The sequence below is a fragment of the Pandoraea faecigallinarum genome (assembly GCF_001029105.3).
GTDB classification, from domain to species: Bacteria; Pseudomonadota; Gammaproteobacteria; order Burkholderiales; family Burkholderiaceae; genus Pandoraea; species Pandoraea faecigallinarum.
The window spans coordinates 3,915,080-3,932,645 of the sequence record NZ_CP011807.3; the positions used below are offsets into that span (position 1 = coordinate 3,915,080).

Below are 17,566 nucleotides of genomic sequence, written 5' to 3' on the forward strand. Positions count from 1 at the left end.
CCCCCCTCGGATCATTCCGGAACATGCGGGACCATAGCGGGCCATGGCGGATCATGGCGGATCATGGCGGATCATGGCGGACGGGAAGCGTGCCTGACGCTACACGTGCTGCGCAATGTCGTCCAGACGCAGGGACTCGGCATGCCATGCGCGGGCGAGCCGTTCGCTACCGCCCAGCGCGATGCGTCCCTGCTCGCAGTTCACCACGACAACGCGATCCGCCGCGGCGGGCCTGGGCGCAGCGTCGTTCGTCCGCCCATCCGTAAGCAGCCACAACACGCGGACTTGCGACGCCCGCCGCTGCTTCGCCCGGTCCAGCAATCGTGACGCGGCCGCGACGCCTGCTGGGAACGGCGTCGCGCCACCGCCCCCGATCGGCTCGATCCAGCGCTCGTTCCACCAGCGCGGCACCGCGGGACCGAACAGCACCTGCGCGCGGTCTCCGCCGAAGCGGATCAGCGCCACCTCGGCTCGCGCACGTGCCAGCCGGTCGAAGCTGTCGAGCAGCCAGCCCTTCGCCTGCGCCAGACTGCCGAGCATCGACGCCGAGCCATCCAGCAAGAAGCAATGCAACTCGCCGCCCGGCGCTTGCTCGTCGGCATAGCGCAGATGCGTCCTGTCGAGCTTGTGCGGCCCTTTGCGCACGAGCGTCGGCACCCATGCGATACGGCCAATACCGCGCCCCGGCTCTGGAGCCGTACCGCGGCGCCGGGTTCGCCCGGTTTGCCCTGTGTCGCACAACCATCGAGAACCGCCGGACACACCGGCGGGGGCATCCCCCCGATGGCTCAGCGTTTTTTTGACGTCAGCGCAACGACGCCCTTCACGCGTGTCGTGCCCGTCGCCTCCGGCGGCAGGTAGCCCCAGTCGCAAGCATCGTCGCCGCAGGGCGGCGCCGCGCTCCCCGAGGGCCGGGAGTCCGGCTCGCGCGCATGCGGTGCCGGGCTATCGGTGTCCGGGGGCAACGTCGCGGACGATACTGTCGCCGGCGCACGCCGACGATGGCGCAGGACCAGATCGGCCACGCGCTCGACGTGTCTGCGCGCGACGGACAGTTTGGGTGACGATGGCAGCGACGGCGACGCCTCCAGCGCTGCCAGGGCTCGTGCCGCACGCAGCATGATGAGATCGGCGCGCATGCCATCCACCTGCGCGTCGATGCACAACGCGCTCACCGCGTCATGCACGTCGTCGTCGATCTCGACGGTGGACAATGCCGCGCGCGCGTCGAGAATACGCTGGCGTTGCTGCGCCTGCGCCTGCGCGTACCGCTCGTGGAACGCCACCGGATCGAGATCGAAAGCCATACGCGTGCGCACGATCTGCTGGCGCACCTGCGGGTCGAAGCAATTCTCCAGCGCAACCATCAGGCCGAAACGGTCCAGCAACTGCGGCCGCAATTCGCCCTCTTCCGGATTCATCGTACCGACGAGCATGAAACGCGCGGCATGCCGATGCGACACGCCGTCGCGCTCCACGACATTGATGCCGCTCGCCGCCACATCCAGCACGACATCCACGAGCGAATCGGCCAGCAGGTTCACTTCGTCGACGTACAACACGCCGCGATGCGCCCGCGCCAGCAGGCCGGGCGAGAATTTCACGCCGCCGCCGCGCAGCGCCTCGTCGATGTCGAGCGCACCGATCAGGCGCTCCTCGCTCGCGCCCAACGGCAGCGTCACGAACGGGCAATCGGGCAACAGGCCGGCGAGCGAGCGCGCCGCCGTCGATTTCGCCGTGCCACGCGGGCCGCTCACGAGTACGCCGCCAATCGATGGATCGACCGCCACGAGCAGCAGCGCCTCGCGCAGCGACGACTGGCCGACCAGCGCGGTCAACGGAAACGGCGCAGCCGGGGCGGCCGGTTCCGGAATGAGGTCCGGAATGAGATCAGGAATGGGCACGGGGATGGACTCCGGCACGGGGCTCGACGTCACGACATTCTCCTTTCGATTTCCCGCCCTGCGGCCAGGAGATGGTTTTCGATCTGCTCACGATAGGCACCGGGCGATTGCCACAGGCCGCGACCGATCGCCTCGAGCAAACGCTCGCACACGCCACGCAGCGCATGCGGATTGTGACGCTGCATGAACTCACGGGTGTCGGCGTCGTTCAGGCATGCGTCGGTCACCATGCCGTACTGATGGTCCGAGATTACGCGCGCGGTGGCGTCGTAGCCGTACAGGTAGTCGACCGTCGCCGCAATTTCCGCCGCCCCCTTGTATCCGTGACGCTTCACTCCGGCGAGCCATTTCGGATTCACGACGCGCGAGCGGATCACCCGCGCGATTTCCTCGGTGAGCGGGCGCACCCGGGGCGCGCCGGGATGGCTGTGGTCGGCGTGATACACCGCAGGTTGCTGCCCCGAGAAGTGCCGCACCGCCGCGGTCATGCCGCCCTGGAACTGGTAGTAATCGTTCGAGTCGAGAATGTCGTGCTCACGATTGTCCTGATTTTGCAAGACGAGGTCGATGGCCGCGAGCCGCGTCGCGAACACGCCATGCGCCCGTTCCCCGGCACTGGTCTGCGCATACGCATATCCGCCGGACTGGCGATAGGCCTGCGCGAGATCCTCGTCCGTTTGCCATGAACCGTTGTCGATCGTTTCCTGCAGTCCGGCGCCGTACGTCCCGGGCTGCGACCCGAACACCCGCCAGCCCGCGCGCTTTCGCGCCTCGGCGGCGTCCAGTCCGCGCGCGATCCACGCATCGCGCTCGCGCATCACCCGGGCGCGAACCGGATTGATGTCCTGCGGCTCGTCGAGTTCGGCAACGGCCTGCACGGCCGCGTCGAACAAGTGCATCACGTTCGGGAACGCATCGCGAAAGAACCCGGACACCCGCAGCGTGACGTCGATACGGGGGCGCTCCATGCCGCCTGGCGGCAGGATTTCGAAGTCCGTCACACGGTGACTGCCTGGCGCCCATTTCGGGCGTACGCCAAGCAGCGCGAACGCCTGCGCAATGTCGTCGCCACCAGTGCGCATCGTGGCCGTGCCCCAGACCGACAAGCCGACGGCGCGCGGATAGTCGCCATGGTCCTGCAAGTGGCGCTCGATCAGATGGCGCGCGGACTTCACGCCCAGCGCCCAGGCCGTCTGCGTGGGAATCGCGCGGGTGTCCACCGAGTAGAAGTTGCGTCCGGTCGGCAGGACGTCGGGACGCCCGCGCGACGGCGCACCGCTCGGCCCCGGCGGCACGAAACGGCCTTCGAGACCTCGTTTGAGATGGCGCAACTCCTCGCTGCCGCACGCATCGAGCGCGGGCAGCACTTCGTCCCGCGCGCGGGCCAACACCTCGCGCGTGGCCGGGAGCGCCTGCGTGGCGGTGTCGAGCGACGCCGTCCCTTCACTCGCCAGCATCTGTAGCAGGCGTGCGCCCAGCAACTCCAGCCGCTCGCGCGTATCGCCCTGATGGCGCCACGGCGCATCGCTCACGCACGCGAGCAATGCCGGGCGCGGCCCAGTCCACGGCGTCGCCGCTTCGGCGCCAAGCGGATCGAACCCGCCATCGATCCGCAAGTCTTTCGCCAGCGCGTCGATCAGACCCGCGTCGCGCCCCTGTCCGGCACGCACCGGAAAGCGCATCAGCGCGAGCAACGTGTCGCAACGTTCGCGCCCGGTCGGCGAGCGTCCGAAAATATGAAGTCCGTCACGAATCTGCGTTTCCTTCAACTCGCACAGCCACGTGTCCACGCGCGTGAGTAATTCGTCTTCCGCTTCCTGACCGCTCGGCGCGTCGAGACTCAACTCCTCATGCAGACGATGCCGCACGATAGTCTCGAGAATCGTGCGGCGTAGCAGTTTCGCGCGACGCATGTCGACCATCAGGGCGTCGTAATACTCGTCGACCTGGCGCTCCAGATCCTGCAACGGACCGTATGACTCGGCGCGCGTGAGCGGCGGCATCAAGTGGTCGACGATGACGGCCTGCGCGCGGCGTTTCGCCTGACTGCCTTCGCCGGGATCATTGACGATGAACGGGTACAGGTGCGGCGTCGGCCCGAGCGTGAGATCCGGCCAGCAACGGTCCGACAGCGCAACACTCTTGCCCGGCAGCCATTCGAGGCTGCCGTGCTTGCCCACATGTACGACGGCGTCCACGCCGAACGTATGCCGCAGCCAGAAGTAGAACGCCAGATAGGCGTGCGGCGGCACCAGTTCGGCGTCGTGGTAGCTCGCGTAGTCGCCATCGACCCGCGAACGCGAGGGCTGAATGCCGACGAAGACGTTCCCGCATCGCCAGCCGGCGATCATGAAACGCCGCTGACGTAGCGTCGGGTCCCGATCCGCCGGTCCCCAGCGCGCGTCGAGCGCCTCGCGTACCGGGGCGGGCAGCGTCGCGAATGCCGCCAGATAATCGTCAAGCGCATAACTCTGAAACGCCGGTCGCAGCGCGCGCATGCCGGGATCGTTGGTCACACCTCGGGTCAACCGCGCCATCAATGCGTCGCCGTCGGGCGGCAGTTCGTCGACGCGATAACCCTCGTCGCGCAGCAGCGTCAGAATCCCGAGCACCGATGCCGGTGTGTCGAGGCCGACACCGTTGCCGATGCGCCCTTCGCTCGCCGGGTAGTTGGCCAGCACCAGCGCGAGTCGCTTCTGCGCGTTGGGTTTCTTGCGCAGCAGGCACCAGCGACGGCTCAGTTCCGCAACGAATTCGACACGCTCCGGATCCGGCTGATAACGCACGACGTCGACTTCGGTGCGTGAGCAACGGTAGTCCAGCCCCTTGAAGCTGATCGCGCGCGTAATGATGCGGCCATCGACCTCGGGCAACGCAACGTGCATGGCGATGTCGCGCGAATTCAACCCCTGATTGTCCTCGACCCAATCGTCGCGGTTGCCCCCGCTGAGAATGACCTGCAATACCGGGGCGTCGATGCCGAAGCCCTGCGCCAGGCGCGGATCGTGCGGCGTCGACGTCGAAAAAGCCGTGGTATTGAGCACGAGCGAGACATCGTGCGCGTCGCAAAGCCGTTGCACGACGTCGCAACTCAATGCGTCCTTGAGCGAGGTGATCGCAATCGGCAGCGGGTTCAGGCCCCGCGCGGCGAGCGCATCGATCAGGGCGTCGAACACGCGGGTATTGGCCGCCTGCAAATGCGCGCGATAAAAGAGAATCGCGACGACAGGCGCGCCGGCCTGCCAATCGGCATGCCAGTCGGCCATCGCCGGGTGATGGTTGTGCGGATGATAAAGCGCCGCATTCGGCACGGCGAGCGGCAGCGGCGGTTCCTCGCCCCACCCCAGCGCCTGCCACGCGATGGCCCGCAGGAACGCTTCGGCGTTGACCGGGCCGCCCTGACGCAGATAGCGCCACAAACGCGCGCAGAACTCGGGGCTCGCCGTGCTCAACGCCGTGAGATTCGGGTCTTCCTGCAAGTCGCCCGAGAACATCACGAGCATTTGCCCACGACGCTGTGCCAGCGCGACGATCTGCTCGATGCCGTACGGCCAGTACGCCTCGCCGCCGAGATGATCGACCACCACCACGCGCGCATGCCGCAAGACATCCTCGACATAGAAATCGACCGACGCCGGTTGGCGCAGATACGTGACATTGGCGAGCCGCAGACTTGGGAAATCGTCACCGAGGCGCTCGACCACGCTCGCCAGCAGCGACAACGTCGTGTCGGCGGAACTGAGCACGACGATGTCGGCAGGCTGCTGGTCGATGCGGATCACACCGGCCGCGTCGTCGACGAAGCCGCCGGGGACTGTGCGTAGCAGATGCATGCGAGGCGTCGTCCGGGGGGCGTGCGTCAGGCCGTCGCGACGGGCGAGATCGCGCGCAGTGCGGCGTCGAACTCGCGCTGAAGCGCGTCGGCGTCGAGATCTTCGCCGATCAGCACGAAGCGGCTGCCGCGCACGTCCGCCGCGCGCCAGTGACGGTCGAAATAGCTGTCGAAACGCTGGCCCACACCCTGCACGACAAGGCGCATCGGCGCACCGGGCAAGGCCGTGAAACCCTTCGCACGGTAGATCGTGTGATGCTCGACCAGTTGACGCAACGCCGCGATGATCGTCTCGCGCGATGCGGACGCGCCCAACGCGTCCAGAGCGTCGGAGGCCTGCGTCGACACGCAGACCATGACCGAATCGAACGCGTCGTGGTGATGGTCGGCGTCGTCCGCCGAGCCGTGGTGATCGTGGCGCTGGTCGATGGTTTGCTCGGACGCCGAGTTCAGGCCGAGCAGCACACCCAGGTCGAGGTTGCCATTGCTGGCGGGCACGATCTTCACGTGCGCGGGCAACGCCTCCCGGATCGCCGCCGATACGCTGGCCTGCGCCGCCTCGTCGAGCAGATCGGTCTTATTGAGGACGACGAGATCGGCTGCACTCAGTTGATCTTCGAACAGTTCGTGCAGCGGCGACTCGTGATCGAGGTTCGGGTCGGCCTTGCGCTGCGCATCGACGGCGTCGGGATTTTCGGCGAATTGCCCGCTGGCCGCCGCAGGACCGTCAACGACCGTAATGACCGCATCAACGGTGAAGCCATTGCGAATCGACGGCCAGTTGAAGGCCTGCACCAGCGGCTTGGGCAGCGCCAGCCCGGAGGTTTCGATCAGCACGTGGTCGATCCGGTCGCGTCGCTCGTTGAGCGCTTCCATCACCGGGAAGAACTCCTCCTGCACGGTGCAGCACAGGCAGCCGTTGGCCAGTTCGAACAGTTGGCCCTCGGTCTCCCGGCCGTTCTCGTCGCAGCCGATGCCGCAGCCCTTGAGAATCTCGCCGTCGATGCCAAGCTCGCCGAACTCGTTGACGATCACGGCGACGCGCAGGCCGTTGTTGCCGGACAGGATGTGACGCAGCAGCGTGGTCTTACCGCTACCGAGGAAGCCCGTAATCACGGTCACGGGGATCTTGCGCATGGAACTCGACATGGAAGCAAAGCGTAGTCGCACGCCTGACCCCGCCCGGCACCGTCGTCGGTACGGCGCGCGGCCCGCCCGGCAGGACGCGACCGTGCCGCCGCCGGCGGCTGCATCGGAAAAACGGAGAAAGCGTGACAAAGCTGAGGGTTTGACTGCACACCGCCTACCCGCAGTGCCAATCGTCTTCTCCGGCCGGTATCCGGGCTGACGAAACGGCCGCTTCACCTTCCCACGCCGCCATCGAAGGCTGTTGCGCAGTGGTCTCGCCCCTTGAAACAGATGAAACACCTGCGGGGTTGAAGACGGCCCGGCACCGCATGACTGCGGCGCCTTCGTTTTACCGTTGCGGGGGCAGCACAGGCTGGAGCGTCGCGTCGCACGACTTGCGCGTGGTCGCGCCGCTCTCCTGTTTCCCGTTTAACTGCGCGCACGGGAACATGCGCGCGAGCACCAGATTAGCCGCGAGTGTAGGTGCCGGATACCGCTGCGTCAAGGCAGCGAACGGGCAAACGCCTGTGGTATGCTCGCCACCAGATTTTTTCATCCCCCTGTGAGACGTTGCAGTGCATCGAGTCATCGTCCTGGCCCCCCTCCGGCGGCATGTCCCTCCCGGATGCCGGGCATCGTTCTCGCATCCCCTCGTCACATGAACGCCGGCCTTCAGGTCCATCGTCACGCACGAGGTCCCCAATGAGTGCCACGAGCCACGAGCGCCGCGCCTGGCTGATCGGCGCCGGGCCGGGCGACGCCGAACTCATCACTGTCAAGGCCATGCGGGCGCTCGCCGTCGCGGATGTCGTGCTGGTGGACGACCTCGTGAATCCGGACGTGCTCCTCATGGCCGGGCCACAGGCACAGGTCGTCCACGTCGGCAAGCGCGGCGGACATGCCTCCACCCCGCAACGCGAGATCATCGAGCTGATGCTCGCGCACTTGCGCGCCGGCCGCAGCGTGGCGCGTCTGAAGGGCGGCGACCCGTTCGTTTTCGGACGCGGCGGCGAAGAACTGCTGGCCCTGCAAGCCGAAGGCGTTGCCGTGGAGATCGTCAACGGCATCACCGCCGGCATTGCTGCGCCAACGACGCTCGGCATTCCCGTGACGCACCGGGGGCTGGCGCAGGGCACGATCTTCGTGACGGGGCACGGCGCGGGCGACGACGAGCCGGATTGGCAGGCGCTCGCCGCCGCGGGCCTCACGCTCGTCATCTACATGGGCATCCTGCGTCTGGAAGACATCGCGAATCGCCTGTTGCAAGCCGGGCTGGCGCCGTGCACACCGTGTGCCGCCATCGAGTCGGCGACGTTGCCGGCGCAGCGTCACGTGCTTGCCACGCTGAACGCCCTGCCCGCCAAGGTCCGGGCCGCCGGCATCGGCTCGCCATCGATTATCGTGATCGGCGAGGTGGTCTCGCTGGCGCATACGTCCGACTCTGCCGGCCCGAAGCCTGCCATCCCGAAGCGTGCTGTCCCGATCGCCGCGGTACGGCCGCTGAGTGTCGGCATCGGCTTCCGGCAGGGTGTGACGGCCGAACAGATCGAGGCCGCCGTGCGCGCGGCGCTGGGGTCACGCACGCTGGCGGAAGTCGGCGCGGTGGCAACGCTCGACAGAAAGGCCGCCGACCCCGCGCTCGTCCGTTTCTGCGAGCATCACGGCCTTGCCTTGATAGGATGCGCACCTGCGGATATCGAAACGTGTCTGGATGCCCATCCGCAGTTGCCACGTTCGAACACCGTTTACCAACACACCGGCGTGCACGCCGTCTGCGAGCCCTGCGCATTGCTGGCCGCGTCGGGCGGCACGTTGCTTGCCGCCCGGCATATCGGCGATGGCCTGAGCGTCGCCATCGCCACGAAAGCGCCAATGGAGTCACGACACGATGAAGACCGATAGCGAATCCCACCTGCGCATGACGCAGCGACGCCGCGAGGGACACGAAAAGAAGCAGGCCGCAGCGACGACCGAAAAGGGCCTTCTCATCGTGCACACCGGCAATGGCAAGGGCAAGAGCACCGCGGCGTTCGGCATGGCGGTTCGCATGCTGGGCCACGATCAGCGCATCGGTGTCGTGCAGTTCATCAAGGGCGCATTGCACACGTCCGAGCGCGACTTTCTCGGCAGCCATGCCCGATGCGACTTCGTCACGATGGGCGACGGCTACACGTGGAATACGCAGAACCGCGACGCCGACATCGCGACGGCGCGCAAAGGCTGGCAGGCGGCCGTCGACATGATCGGGAGCGGCAACTACAAGATGGTGATTCTCGACGAACTGAACACCGTGCTGAAGTACAAGTATCTGCCGCTTGAGGAAGTGCTCGGCGTGCTCGGCGCACGCGGCGAGATGCAGCACGTCGTCGTCACCGGCCGGCACGCGCCGGACGAGCTGATCGAAGCGGCGGATCTCGTCACGGAGATGCGGCTCGTGAAGCACCCATATCGCGAGCAGGGTGTGAAGGCGCAACAGGGCATCGAGTTCTGATCGTGGCCTCGTGCCCCGCGTTGTTCATTGGCGCTCCGGCGTCGGGTCAGGGCAAGACCACGGTCACCGCCGGGCTGGCGCGACTGCATCGAGACCAAGGACGTAAGGTCCGGGTCTTCAAGACCGGCCCCGATTTTCTCGATCCGAAGATTCTCGAGCGCGCGAGCGGCGCCCCCGTGCAGACGCTCGATCTGTGGATGGTGGGCGAAGCGCAATGCCGGCAACTGCTGGCCGAGGCGGCGCAAACGGCCGACCTGATCCTCATCGAAGGCGTGATGGGATTGTTCGACGGCACCCCGAGCAGCGCGGATCTTGCGACGACGTTCGGGATCCCGGTCGTCACCGTGATTTCGGCGAAGTCGATGGCGCAGACGTTCGGTGCAATCGCCTCGGGTCTCGCGCACTATCGCCCCGGACTACCGACGTACGGCGTACTGGCGAATCACGTCGGTTCGCCGCGCCATGCACAGTTGCTGCGCGAAGGCATGCCAGCGGATATTGCATGGCTGGGGCACCTCGGCACGTCCGACCGGATGACCTTGCCCGCGCGGCACCTCGGCCTGCATCAGGCGCACGAAATCGACCGGCTCGACGAGCGCATTGCCGCCACCGCCCGCGCCTTGGCCGAGACGGCGCTGGCGGCGTTGCCGCCGGCCATCGCCTTCGAAGCGCCGCCGTCGCCCGCATTGGCCCAGGATCGTGAAACGCTCAAGGGCATGCAGATCGCCGTGGCGCGCGACGCGGCCTTCTCGTTCGTCTATCCGGAGAACATCCGTCTGTTGACGTCGCTGGGGGCGAACGTGACGTATTTCTCGCCCTTGGCGAACGACGCGCTGCCGGCGGCGGCCGACGCTCTCTTCCTTCCTGGCGGCTACCCCGAATTGCACGCAGCGACGCTGGCCGCGAACACGCGCAGCGCCAGCAGCATTCGCGCGCACGCGGCCGCGGGCAAGCCCGTCGTCGCGGAGTGTGGCGGCATGCTTTATCTGCTGGAGCGGCTCACGGATGCATCGGGCATCTCGACGCCCATGCTTGGCGTGCTGCCCGGTCATGCAACGCTGCAAACGCGCCTTGCCGGTCTCGGCATGCAGGAAGTGGCGACGCCTCGCGGCACGTTGCGAGGTCATACGTTTCATTACACCAGCATGGCCACGCCCATGACGCCGGTCTGCCACGCCCGGCGTGCAGGCAGCGACACGCCGGGCGAACCGGTATTTCGCGTAGGCGCGACGGTCGCGACCTATCTGCATGGCTACTGGCCGTCGAACCCGGCGCTCACTGCGGCACTTTTCCATGGCACAGCCTTTTAGCGAATCCGAGCGCGCCGCCGTCTACCGCGTGATCCACGAACGGCGCGACATGCGCCATTTCGTGCCGGCGCCCGTCGATTCCGGCGTTCTCGCGCGCCTGCTCGATGCGGCGCACCATGCCCCCAGTGTCGGCTTCATGCAACCGTGGCGAATCGTGCGGGTAACGTCGCCCGCCCTGCGCGCATCACTGCATGACGCAGTCGAGCGCGAACGGCTGAAAACCGCCGATGCACTGGGCGAGCGCCGCGACGCGTTCATGAAGCTGAAGGTCGAGGGCATGCAGCAATGCGCCGAGATCCTGGTAATGGCGTTGATGGACGGGCGCGAGCGCCATGTCTTCGGACGGCGCACGCTGCCGGAGATGGATCTGGCATCGGTCTCGTGCGCGATTCAGAACCTCTGGCTGGCCGCTCGCGCGGAGGGCCTGGGCGTGGGCTGGGTCTCGCTCTTCGATCCGCAGGACGTCGCCCGGCTGCTGCACATGCCCTCAGGTGCCAAGCCGGTCGCCATTCTCTGCCTCGGCCACGTCGCGGAGTTCTACGGCGCCCCGATGCTGGAGATCGAAGGATGGGCGGCGCGCGCGCCCCTGGAAACGTATGTGTTCGAGAACGCGTGGCCGCAGCAAGCCTCGGAATGAGACCGGGGCCGGTGGACATCCGGCCGGCGGGGTTTCGCTGCCGTTGCTCAGCGCTGCGCGGACGGTTCGCGGGCGGCGTTCCCGAGTGCCGGCTTCGACGTCGCGCCCCGGCGCCCCGCCCGATACAGAAGTGTCGCGACGATCGACAGATTGAGCAGGTTCCAGGCAATGCCGTTGAGGAATGCCGCCCGGTAGCTGCCGGTCAGATCGAACACGGCTCCCGACATCCAGCCGCCCAGCGCCATGCCCACCAACGTGGCCATGAGCACCGTACTCACACGGGCACCCGCCTCGGACGCCGGAAAGTACTCCCGCACCACAATCGCATACGCCGGGACAATACCGCCCTGAAACAACCCGAACAGCGCCGAGACGACATACAGCGATCCCAGCCCGTCGAAGGGGAGGAAGAGCAACAGTGCGACGCACTGGAGTCCCGCGCCGAGCAGGAGCGTGCGCAGGCCGCCGATGTAATCGCAGATCACCCCGGAAACCAGCCGGCTGACGATCCCGAACCCAAGCATCAGCGCGAGCATCCGTGCGCCGCTTGCCACGCCGTAACCGAGGTCGCCGCAATAGGCGACGATATGCACCTGCGGCATGGCCATCGCCACACAGCAGGCGATGCCCGCCACGCATAGCAGCGCCTGCGCCCCGCCTTTGTTCATGCCGAAGGGCCGCTCGGAGACCATCGCCATCGCCCGGGGCGAACGAGTCACACCGACCGGGATCGCCGGCGGCCCGGCCCGCATGAGCAGCGCCAGCGCGAACATCGTGACGCCGCAAAAAACGCCGAGCTCGATGTAAGTCTGACGCCAGCCATGATGCGCGACCAGAAACTGAACGATGGGCGGCCATATCGCGCCGGAAAGATAGTTGCCGCTGGCGCACACGGCGACCGCGGCACCGCGCCGGCGAACGAACCACGAGGTCGTGTCGGCAATGAGCGGCCCGAGCGTCGTCGAACTCCCCATCGCGCCGATGAGCAGCGCGTGTATCGCGGTGAAGCCGATAATGCCGGATGCAAATCCGCTGGCGATATAGCCCACCCCCAGCGCGACGGATCCCACCAGCAGCGGACGCATCACACCGTAGCGATCGGCCATGCGCCCCATCACGATGCCGCCGAGCGCGAATCCCAGCATCATGAACGTGTAGGGCAGCGACGCCTGGGCGCGCGCAATCCCGAAGTCCGCCTGTACCGCAGGCAACACCACCGAGACGATATACATGCTGCTGCTTCCCACCGTCATGATGAGCAGCGCGACGATGAGTCGAAAAACGGCGTAACGGGAATCCGGCAGGTGAGCGGACTGCGACATGGCGTCTCCGGGGCACGCTCATTCGAATTGAGCTGTTGGCTTGGACTTTCGAGCGCCACGCTCCGGCGCGGTGTGGCGCGGTGTGGCGCGGTGTGGCGGCCGATATCGGAATATTACATGGCATGGGAAGAAACGAGTGCCGGAATCCGTTGGCTGTCCGAGGTATGCGAAGGCCGCGGCAACACACGCCGCGACGCTCACACACTCAGGCACTCAGGCACTCAGGCGCTTGCGCCACTATTGTCGCTTTCGACGCAACATCGTGCGCCCGTCGCCGGAACTTCTGCCGCATCGCACTCGGCACTACGATAGCGAGGTTGTCAAAGCCCGTGCGTCCCCGCAACGCCTTTGCGAGGCGCATCACCCTTTCGAGGATGCCATCATGAGTCAACGTCTGAATGCCTTCGCGCAATCGCCCGAACTTTTCAAGAAATACGTCGAATTCGGCCTGCTACTGAAATCCGGCGCCATCGAGGCGTCCATTCTGCATCTGGTCGAAATCCGGGCGTCGCAGATCAACGGCTGCGGTTTCTGTCTGGATATGCACGTGAAGCAGGCCAGGATCGGTGGCGAGCGCGAACTGCGTGTGCACCACGTGGCGATCTGGCGCGAATCCACGCTGTTCTCGCCGCGCGAGCGCGCCTGCCTGGCCTGGACCGAAGCGCTCACCACCCTGCCCCCGCACGGGGTGCCCGACGACGTCTATGAGTTCGTGCGCGCCGAACTTTCCGAAAAGGAAATCTCGGACCTCAGCTTCGCGATCATGGCGATCAATGGCTGGAACCGTCTGAACGTCGGCTTCCGCACCGAACCGGGCTCTGCCGACAAGGCGTACGGTCTGGACAAGGCCAATCTCAACTGAGCAGGTCCAACGCCCGGATGCGCTCCGTCATGTAATCGATGAACGCGCGCATACGGGCAGGCAAATGCTGACGGCTCAGAAAACACAGATAGTGGCCGTAGTCGTCGGGCGCGTGACGCGGCAGGCAGGCGACGAGCGTGCCTGCCCGCAGATGCCGGCTTACCTGATGATCGGCCAGTTGCGCGATGCCGTGGCCGTCGAGCACCGATTGCAGCACCAGATCGGCATCGTTGAAGGTCAGCATGGCGTTCGGCGCGAACTTGCGCAATTGCCCGTCCGACTTGAATTCCCATTCGTACAGACGCCCCGAGCCCAGCCGCAGATTCACACAGCGGTGATCGGCAAGCGCCTCGATACTGCCCGGCAGACCATGTCTGGCGACATAGCCGGGCGAGGCGCACAGCAGCATCTGCATCGGAATCACCTTCCTGGCGATCACCCGGCTGTCTTCCATACGACCGTTGCGAAAAGCGATGTCGACACGCTCGGCGGCGAAGTCGGCCGGACTATCGTCAAGCAACAGTTCGATCGAGATATTCGGATACGCTTCGCGAAAGCCCGCCAGCAGCGGCGCGACGACCTGGCGTCCGAAGCTCACGGGAGAGCTGACGCGCAATTGCCCTGATGGCGGCCCCTCGCGCAGCTCCCGGATATCGTCGAGCGCATGAACGATGCGGGCGACGCCCGGATGGCACTGATCGTAAAAACGCTGGCCTTCGGTGGTCAGCACGGTGCGGCGGGTCGTGCGCACGAAAAGCCGCACGCCCAGCTGCGCTTCGAGCTTCTGGACGCTGCGGCTGATCGCCGAACGGCCGATGCCCAGCCGGTCGCCAGCCCTGGCAAAGTTGCCTTCGGCCGCCACGGCAAGAAAGGCCACGACTCCCGCATAACTTGCGGCAAAGCTCTCGGCGAGCGAGTCGGCGCGAGGGGCGGAAAATGGTGCGGAAGCCGGCACTGAAGCCGGCGCTGGGAACGTGGACGCAAGCGTGGAGCGGGATGTCGACATCATGGCGAAGCCGCAATTGGTTGACCTTACCCTCAAGACGGCCCAACCGATCGTTTTGTGACATCCCGCGTGAAATATTTTTTTGCGCGTCAGCGCCGTGCCATGTCCGCGGCGATTCGCGCGAGCTTGTCCGGATTGCGTTGCACCAGCACCCGGGTCAGACGCTCGCCGTCCGTCTCGTAAGACTGCACGGATTCAAGCTGCCCATCGAGATAGCGCAGCAGTGCCCACTGTCCGTTGACCTGAACCATCTCGACGCGCATCGCATCGCCATACCGCCGTTTTCCCGCGTAGAACAGTTGGGCAAGACGCTTTGCGCCGACCAGACTGCGGAAGCTCGGGATCTTGCCGCCGCCGTCGCCAATGAGCTCTGCCTGATCGCTCAGCAAGGCATGCAGGCCGTGGAAGTCGCTGCGCTGAATCGCGTCGGTGAAGGCTGTGAGCAGGCGATGCAGCGTTGCGCGCGGGACGGCGTCTCGCGGCGTGCCGTCGCGCAACTGCTGTCTCGCACGCTTGACGAGCTGGCGCACGGCGGCTGGCGTCTTTTCCAGCGTCTGCGCGATGTCGTCGTACTCGGCGTCGAACACGTCGCGCATCAGAAACGCTGCCCGGGCATCGGGCGAGAGGCGCTCCAGCGTGTACAGGAACGCCACGGAGACATCGTCGGCGAACTCATGCGCCTGTTCGGGGGTCTCGGGCGCCGACATCAGCATCGGTTCGGGCAGCCAGACCCCGGTATAGGTTTCTCGCTCGATCTTGACGGCACGCAGGCGGTCGATGGACAGGCGTGTGGTCGTGGTGACCAGCCACGCTTCGGCGTTCTCCACCGCGCCTTGGTCGCTGCCGTGCCAGCGCAGCCACGCTTCCTGCACCACGTCTTCGGCCTCGGCCACGGCGCCGAGCATGCGGTACGCAATCGCAAACAGGCGAGCGCGGTGACGTTCGAACGAAATCGCGGAATCGGTCATGGGCATGGAGACGAGGATGGGAGTGAGGTATCGCGAAACCCCTCGATTCATTGGCCTGCCCAGAGGGATTCGAACCCCCGACCGTCGGCTTAGAAGGCCGATGCTCTATCCAACTGAGCTATGGGCAGTGCACGTTGGCAGCGAGCGAGTATCGCCGCCGGAAAGCCCCCGACGCAGCGCAACGACAAATCTTTACGCCACAGCCGGGTAGCCGGTGATTATAGCGCACGCGCATGCCAGTTTCATCGGCGCGGTTTCGGGAGTTGTCCCCCTTTGCGCGCCGTCGCGTTCGCAACTAGACTCCATACGTGGAGGAACGCGCTCATGAACGAGATCGAACGCGAACAACGCTTTGGTGCGCACAACTACTCGCCCCTGCCGGTCGTGCTCTCGCATGGCAAGGGCGTCTGGGTCTGGGACGTCGAAGGCAACCGCTACCTCGACATGATGAGCGCCTATTCCGCCGTCAGCCACGGCCATGCGCATCCGAGACTGGTTGCCGCGCTCACTGCACAGGCGCAGCGCCTCGCCGTCGTCTCCCGGGCCTTCTATACCGACCGCCTCGGCGCCTTTCTCGAACGGCTGTGCGACCTCACCACCCTTGGGGGCGCCCTGCCCATGAATACCGGTGCGGAAGCCGTCGAAACCGCCATCAAGGCGGCGCGGCGCTGGGGATACAGCGTCAAGCGCATTCCCGCCGGGAAGGCCGAGATCATCGTCGCCGACGGCAATTTCCACGGACGCACCACCACCATCGTCGGCTTCTCCTCCGAACCCGCCTACCGCGCCGATTTCGGGCCGTTCGCCCCCGGCTTCGTTCGCGTGCCCTTCGGCGACATCGACGCGCTACGCGCCGCCATCACACCCAACACCTGCGCCGTGCTCTTCGAGACGATTCAGGGCGAGGGCGGCATCGTCGTGCCGCCCGAGGGCTTCCTGCGCGGGCTGCGCGCGCTTTGCACCGAGCAGAACGTCCTCATGCTACTCGATGAGATCCAGTCCGGACTCGGACGCACCGGACGCTGGTTCGCCTATCAGCACGAAGGCATCGTGCCCGATGGCGTCATGCTCGGCAAAGCCCTCGGCGGCGGCTTGCTGCCCGTGTCCGCGTTCGTTGCGAGACGCGACATCATCGATCTGTTCGAACCCGGCAGTCACGGCTCGACATTCGGAGGCAATGCGCTTGCAGCCACCGTCGCGCTCGAAGCGCTCGACGTCATGGCCGACGAAGATCTGCCGGGCCGAAGCGCCGAGATGGGGGAATATCTGCTCTCGCGCCTGCACGCGATTCACTCGCCGCTCATTCGGGAAGTGCGCGGCCGCGGTCTGTGGGCCGGCATCGAGATCGACCCCGCACGCGCCGACGCCCACGATCTGTCGATGCGGATGCTGCGCCGTCGCGTGCTCGCGAAGGAAACCCGCTCGACCGTGCTGCGCCTCGCCCCGCCGCTGGTCATCGAACGCGCCGAGATCGATATGTGTATCTCGGCACTCAAGGCCGTGCTGGCCGAAGCCGAATCGGAAGCGGAATCTCAAGCCTGAGTCGCGCCTCGACGCCGGCTGCCATATCAGTGTCAATGCGCCGACGATTTCGACCACAGGTTCATCACCAGCACGCCAGCGATGATGAGCGCCATGCCGAGGATGGCCGGGGCGTCGAGCTTCTGCCCGAACATCACGCGCGAGGCAATGGAGATGAGCACGATGCCCAGGCCCGACCACATGGCATAGGCAATGCCCACGGGAATCGTGCGCAGTGTGAGCGACAACATGTAGAACGCAATGCCGTAGCCGGCGACGACCAACGCAACCGGCCCCACACGGGTGAAACCCTCCGACGCCTTGAGCGCCGACGTCGCGATCACTTCGGCCACGATCGCCACGAGCAGATACAGATACGCCATCGTCACTCCTTTCACTCGGTTGGCCGTCCGCCCCGCGCGGACACGACGGGCGCTCATCATAACCGACGCCTCTTGTGCATCTCTTCCTGCATTCGCCGATCCATGCCACATCGCATCGCGCAAATATCGCTTGCCTAAGCGTTCGACGTCGCGCTACAGTCGCCGTCACGGTGTGGCCAGCACACCGGCGTCGCTCGGACGG

The 17,566-nt window shown here is 66.1% G+C and carries 14 protein-coding genes, 1 tRNA gene, 1 pseudogene and 1 riboswitch; of the genes and pseudogenes, 7 read left to right on the forward strand and 9 right to left on the reverse strand.

Annotated features, from left to right (window positions below):
- Window positions 1-99: 99 nt before the first annotated feature.
- From AB870_RS17150 to cobW, 4 genes are all read right to left on the reverse strand, one after another.
- Window positions 100-657, reverse strand: coding sequence for a vWA domain-containing protein (locus AB870_RS17150; protein ID WP_237169974.1), 558 nt, complete (start codon window positions 655-657; stop codon window positions 100-102).
- Between the two features lie 131 nt (window positions 658-788).
- Entirely contained in the window at window positions 789-1,874 is a 1,086-nt protein-coding gene (locus AB870_RS17155) for a magnesium chelatase ATPase subunit I (RefSeq protein ID WP_047908340.1), read from the reverse strand.
- Window positions 1,875-1,933: 59 nt separating this feature from the next.
- Complete coding sequence (cobN, locus tag AB870_RS17160) at window positions 1,934-5,737, reverse strand: cobaltochelatase subunit CobN (protein ID WP_047905637.1); 3,804 nt, start codon at window positions 5,735-5,737, stop codon at window positions 1,934-1,936.
- 26 nt (window positions 5,738-5,763) lie between these two features.
- Entirely contained in the window at window positions 5,764-6,885 is a 1,122-nt protein-coding gene (gene cobW, locus AB870_RS17165) for a cobalamin biosynthesis protein CobW (RefSeq protein WP_047905638.1), read from the reverse strand.
- 164 nt (window positions 6,886-7,049) lie between these two features.
- Window positions 7,050-7,346, reverse strand: a riboswitch (cobalamin riboswitch).
- A 220-nt stretch (window positions 7,347-7,566) separates the two neighbouring features.
- Between cobW and cobA the strand changes: the two are divergent.
- The 5 genes and pseudogenes from cobA to bluB form a co-directional block, all read left to right on the forward strand.
- Window positions 7,567-8,292: pseudogene (gene cobA / locus AB870_RS27460) on the forward strand (uroporphyrinogen-III C-methyltransferase); the annotation flags it as partial.
- 129 nt (window positions 8,293-8,421) lie between these two features.
- Window positions 8,422-8,766, forward strand: a complete 345-nt coding sequence (locus AB870_RS27465) for a cobalamin biosynthesis protein (protein ID WP_335645737.1) — start codon at window positions 8,422-8,424, stop codon at window positions 8,764-8,766.
- The gene (cobO, locus tag AB870_RS17175; protein WP_047905639.1) at window positions 8,753-9,355 is read left to right on the forward strand and encodes a cob(I)yrinic acid a,c-diamide adenosyltransferase; all 603 of its coding nucleotides are present in this window, start codon (window positions 8,753-8,755) and stop codon (window positions 9,353-9,355) included. Before AB870_RS27465 ends, cobO begins: the two co-directional genes overlap by 14 nt.
- Before the next feature lie 2 nt (window positions 9,356-9,357).
- Window positions 9,358-10,665 (forward strand): cobyrinate a,c-diamide synthase, encoded by a 1,308-nt coding sequence (locus AB870_RS17180; protein WP_047905640.1) that lies wholly within the window; start codon window positions 9,358-9,360, stop codon window positions 10,663-10,665.
- A complete protein-coding gene (gene bluB / locus AB870_RS17185) occupies window positions 10,649-11,302 on the forward strand; it encodes a 5,6-dimethylbenzimidazole synthase (protein WP_047905641.1) in 654 nt (217 codons plus the stop codon). Before AB870_RS17180 ends, bluB begins: the two co-directional genes overlap by 17 nt.
- A gap of 47 nt (window positions 11,303-11,349) precedes the next feature.
- Here the strand turns inward: bluB and AB870_RS17190 are convergent, their stop codons facing one another.
- Window positions 11,350-12,624 carry an MFS transporter gene (locus tag AB870_RS17190; RefSeq protein ID WP_047905642.1) on the reverse strand — a complete coding sequence of 425 codons (1,275 nt, stop codon included), beginning with the start codon at window positions 12,622-12,624 and terminating at the stop codon, window positions 11,350-11,352.
- A 382-nt stretch (window positions 12,625-13,006) separates the two neighbouring features.
- On the opposite strand from AB870_RS17190, the gene AB870_RS17195 reads away from it, so the two are divergent.
- Window positions 13,007-13,486 (forward strand): carboxymuconolactone decarboxylase family protein, encoded by a 480-nt coding sequence (locus AB870_RS17195; RefSeq protein WP_047908342.1) that lies wholly within the window; start codon window positions 13,007-13,009, stop codon window positions 13,484-13,486.
- Here AB870_RS17195 and AB870_RS17200 read toward each other — a convergent pair.
- The 3 genes from AB870_RS17200 to AB870_RS17210 form a co-directional block, all read right to left on the reverse strand.
- Window positions 13,479-14,492, reverse strand: a complete 1,014-nt coding sequence (locus AB870_RS17200) for a LysR family transcriptional regulator (protein ID WP_047908343.1) — start codon at window positions 14,490-14,492, stop codon at window positions 13,479-13,481. The genes AB870_RS17195 and AB870_RS17200 overlap by 8 nt on opposite strands.
- 89 nt (window positions 14,493-14,581) lie before the next feature.
- Window positions 14,582-15,460, reverse strand: a complete 879-nt coding sequence (locus AB870_RS17205; protein WP_047905643.1) for an RNA polymerase sigma-70 factor — start codon at window positions 15,458-15,460, stop codon at window positions 14,582-14,584.
- Between the two features lie 51 nt (window positions 15,461-15,511).
- Window positions 15,512-15,588, reverse strand: a tRNA-Arg gene (locus AB870_RS17210).
- A 196-nt stretch (window positions 15,589-15,784) separates the two neighbouring features.
- On the opposite strand from AB870_RS17210, the gene rocD reads away from it, so the two are divergent.
- Window positions 15,785-17,002 (forward strand): ornithine--oxo-acid transaminase, encoded by a 1,218-nt coding sequence (rocD, locus tag AB870_RS17215; protein WP_047905644.1) that lies wholly within the window; start codon window positions 15,785-15,787, stop codon window positions 17,000-17,002.
- A 32-nt stretch (window positions 17,003-17,034) separates the two neighbouring features.
- Here the strand turns inward: rocD and AB870_RS17220 are convergent, their stop codons facing one another.
- Window positions 17,035-17,364 (reverse strand): DMT family transporter, encoded by a 330-nt coding sequence (locus AB870_RS17220; RefSeq protein WP_047908344.1) that lies wholly within the window; start codon window positions 17,362-17,364, stop codon window positions 17,035-17,037.
- Between the last annotated feature and the right edge of the window lie 202 nt (window positions 17,365-17,566).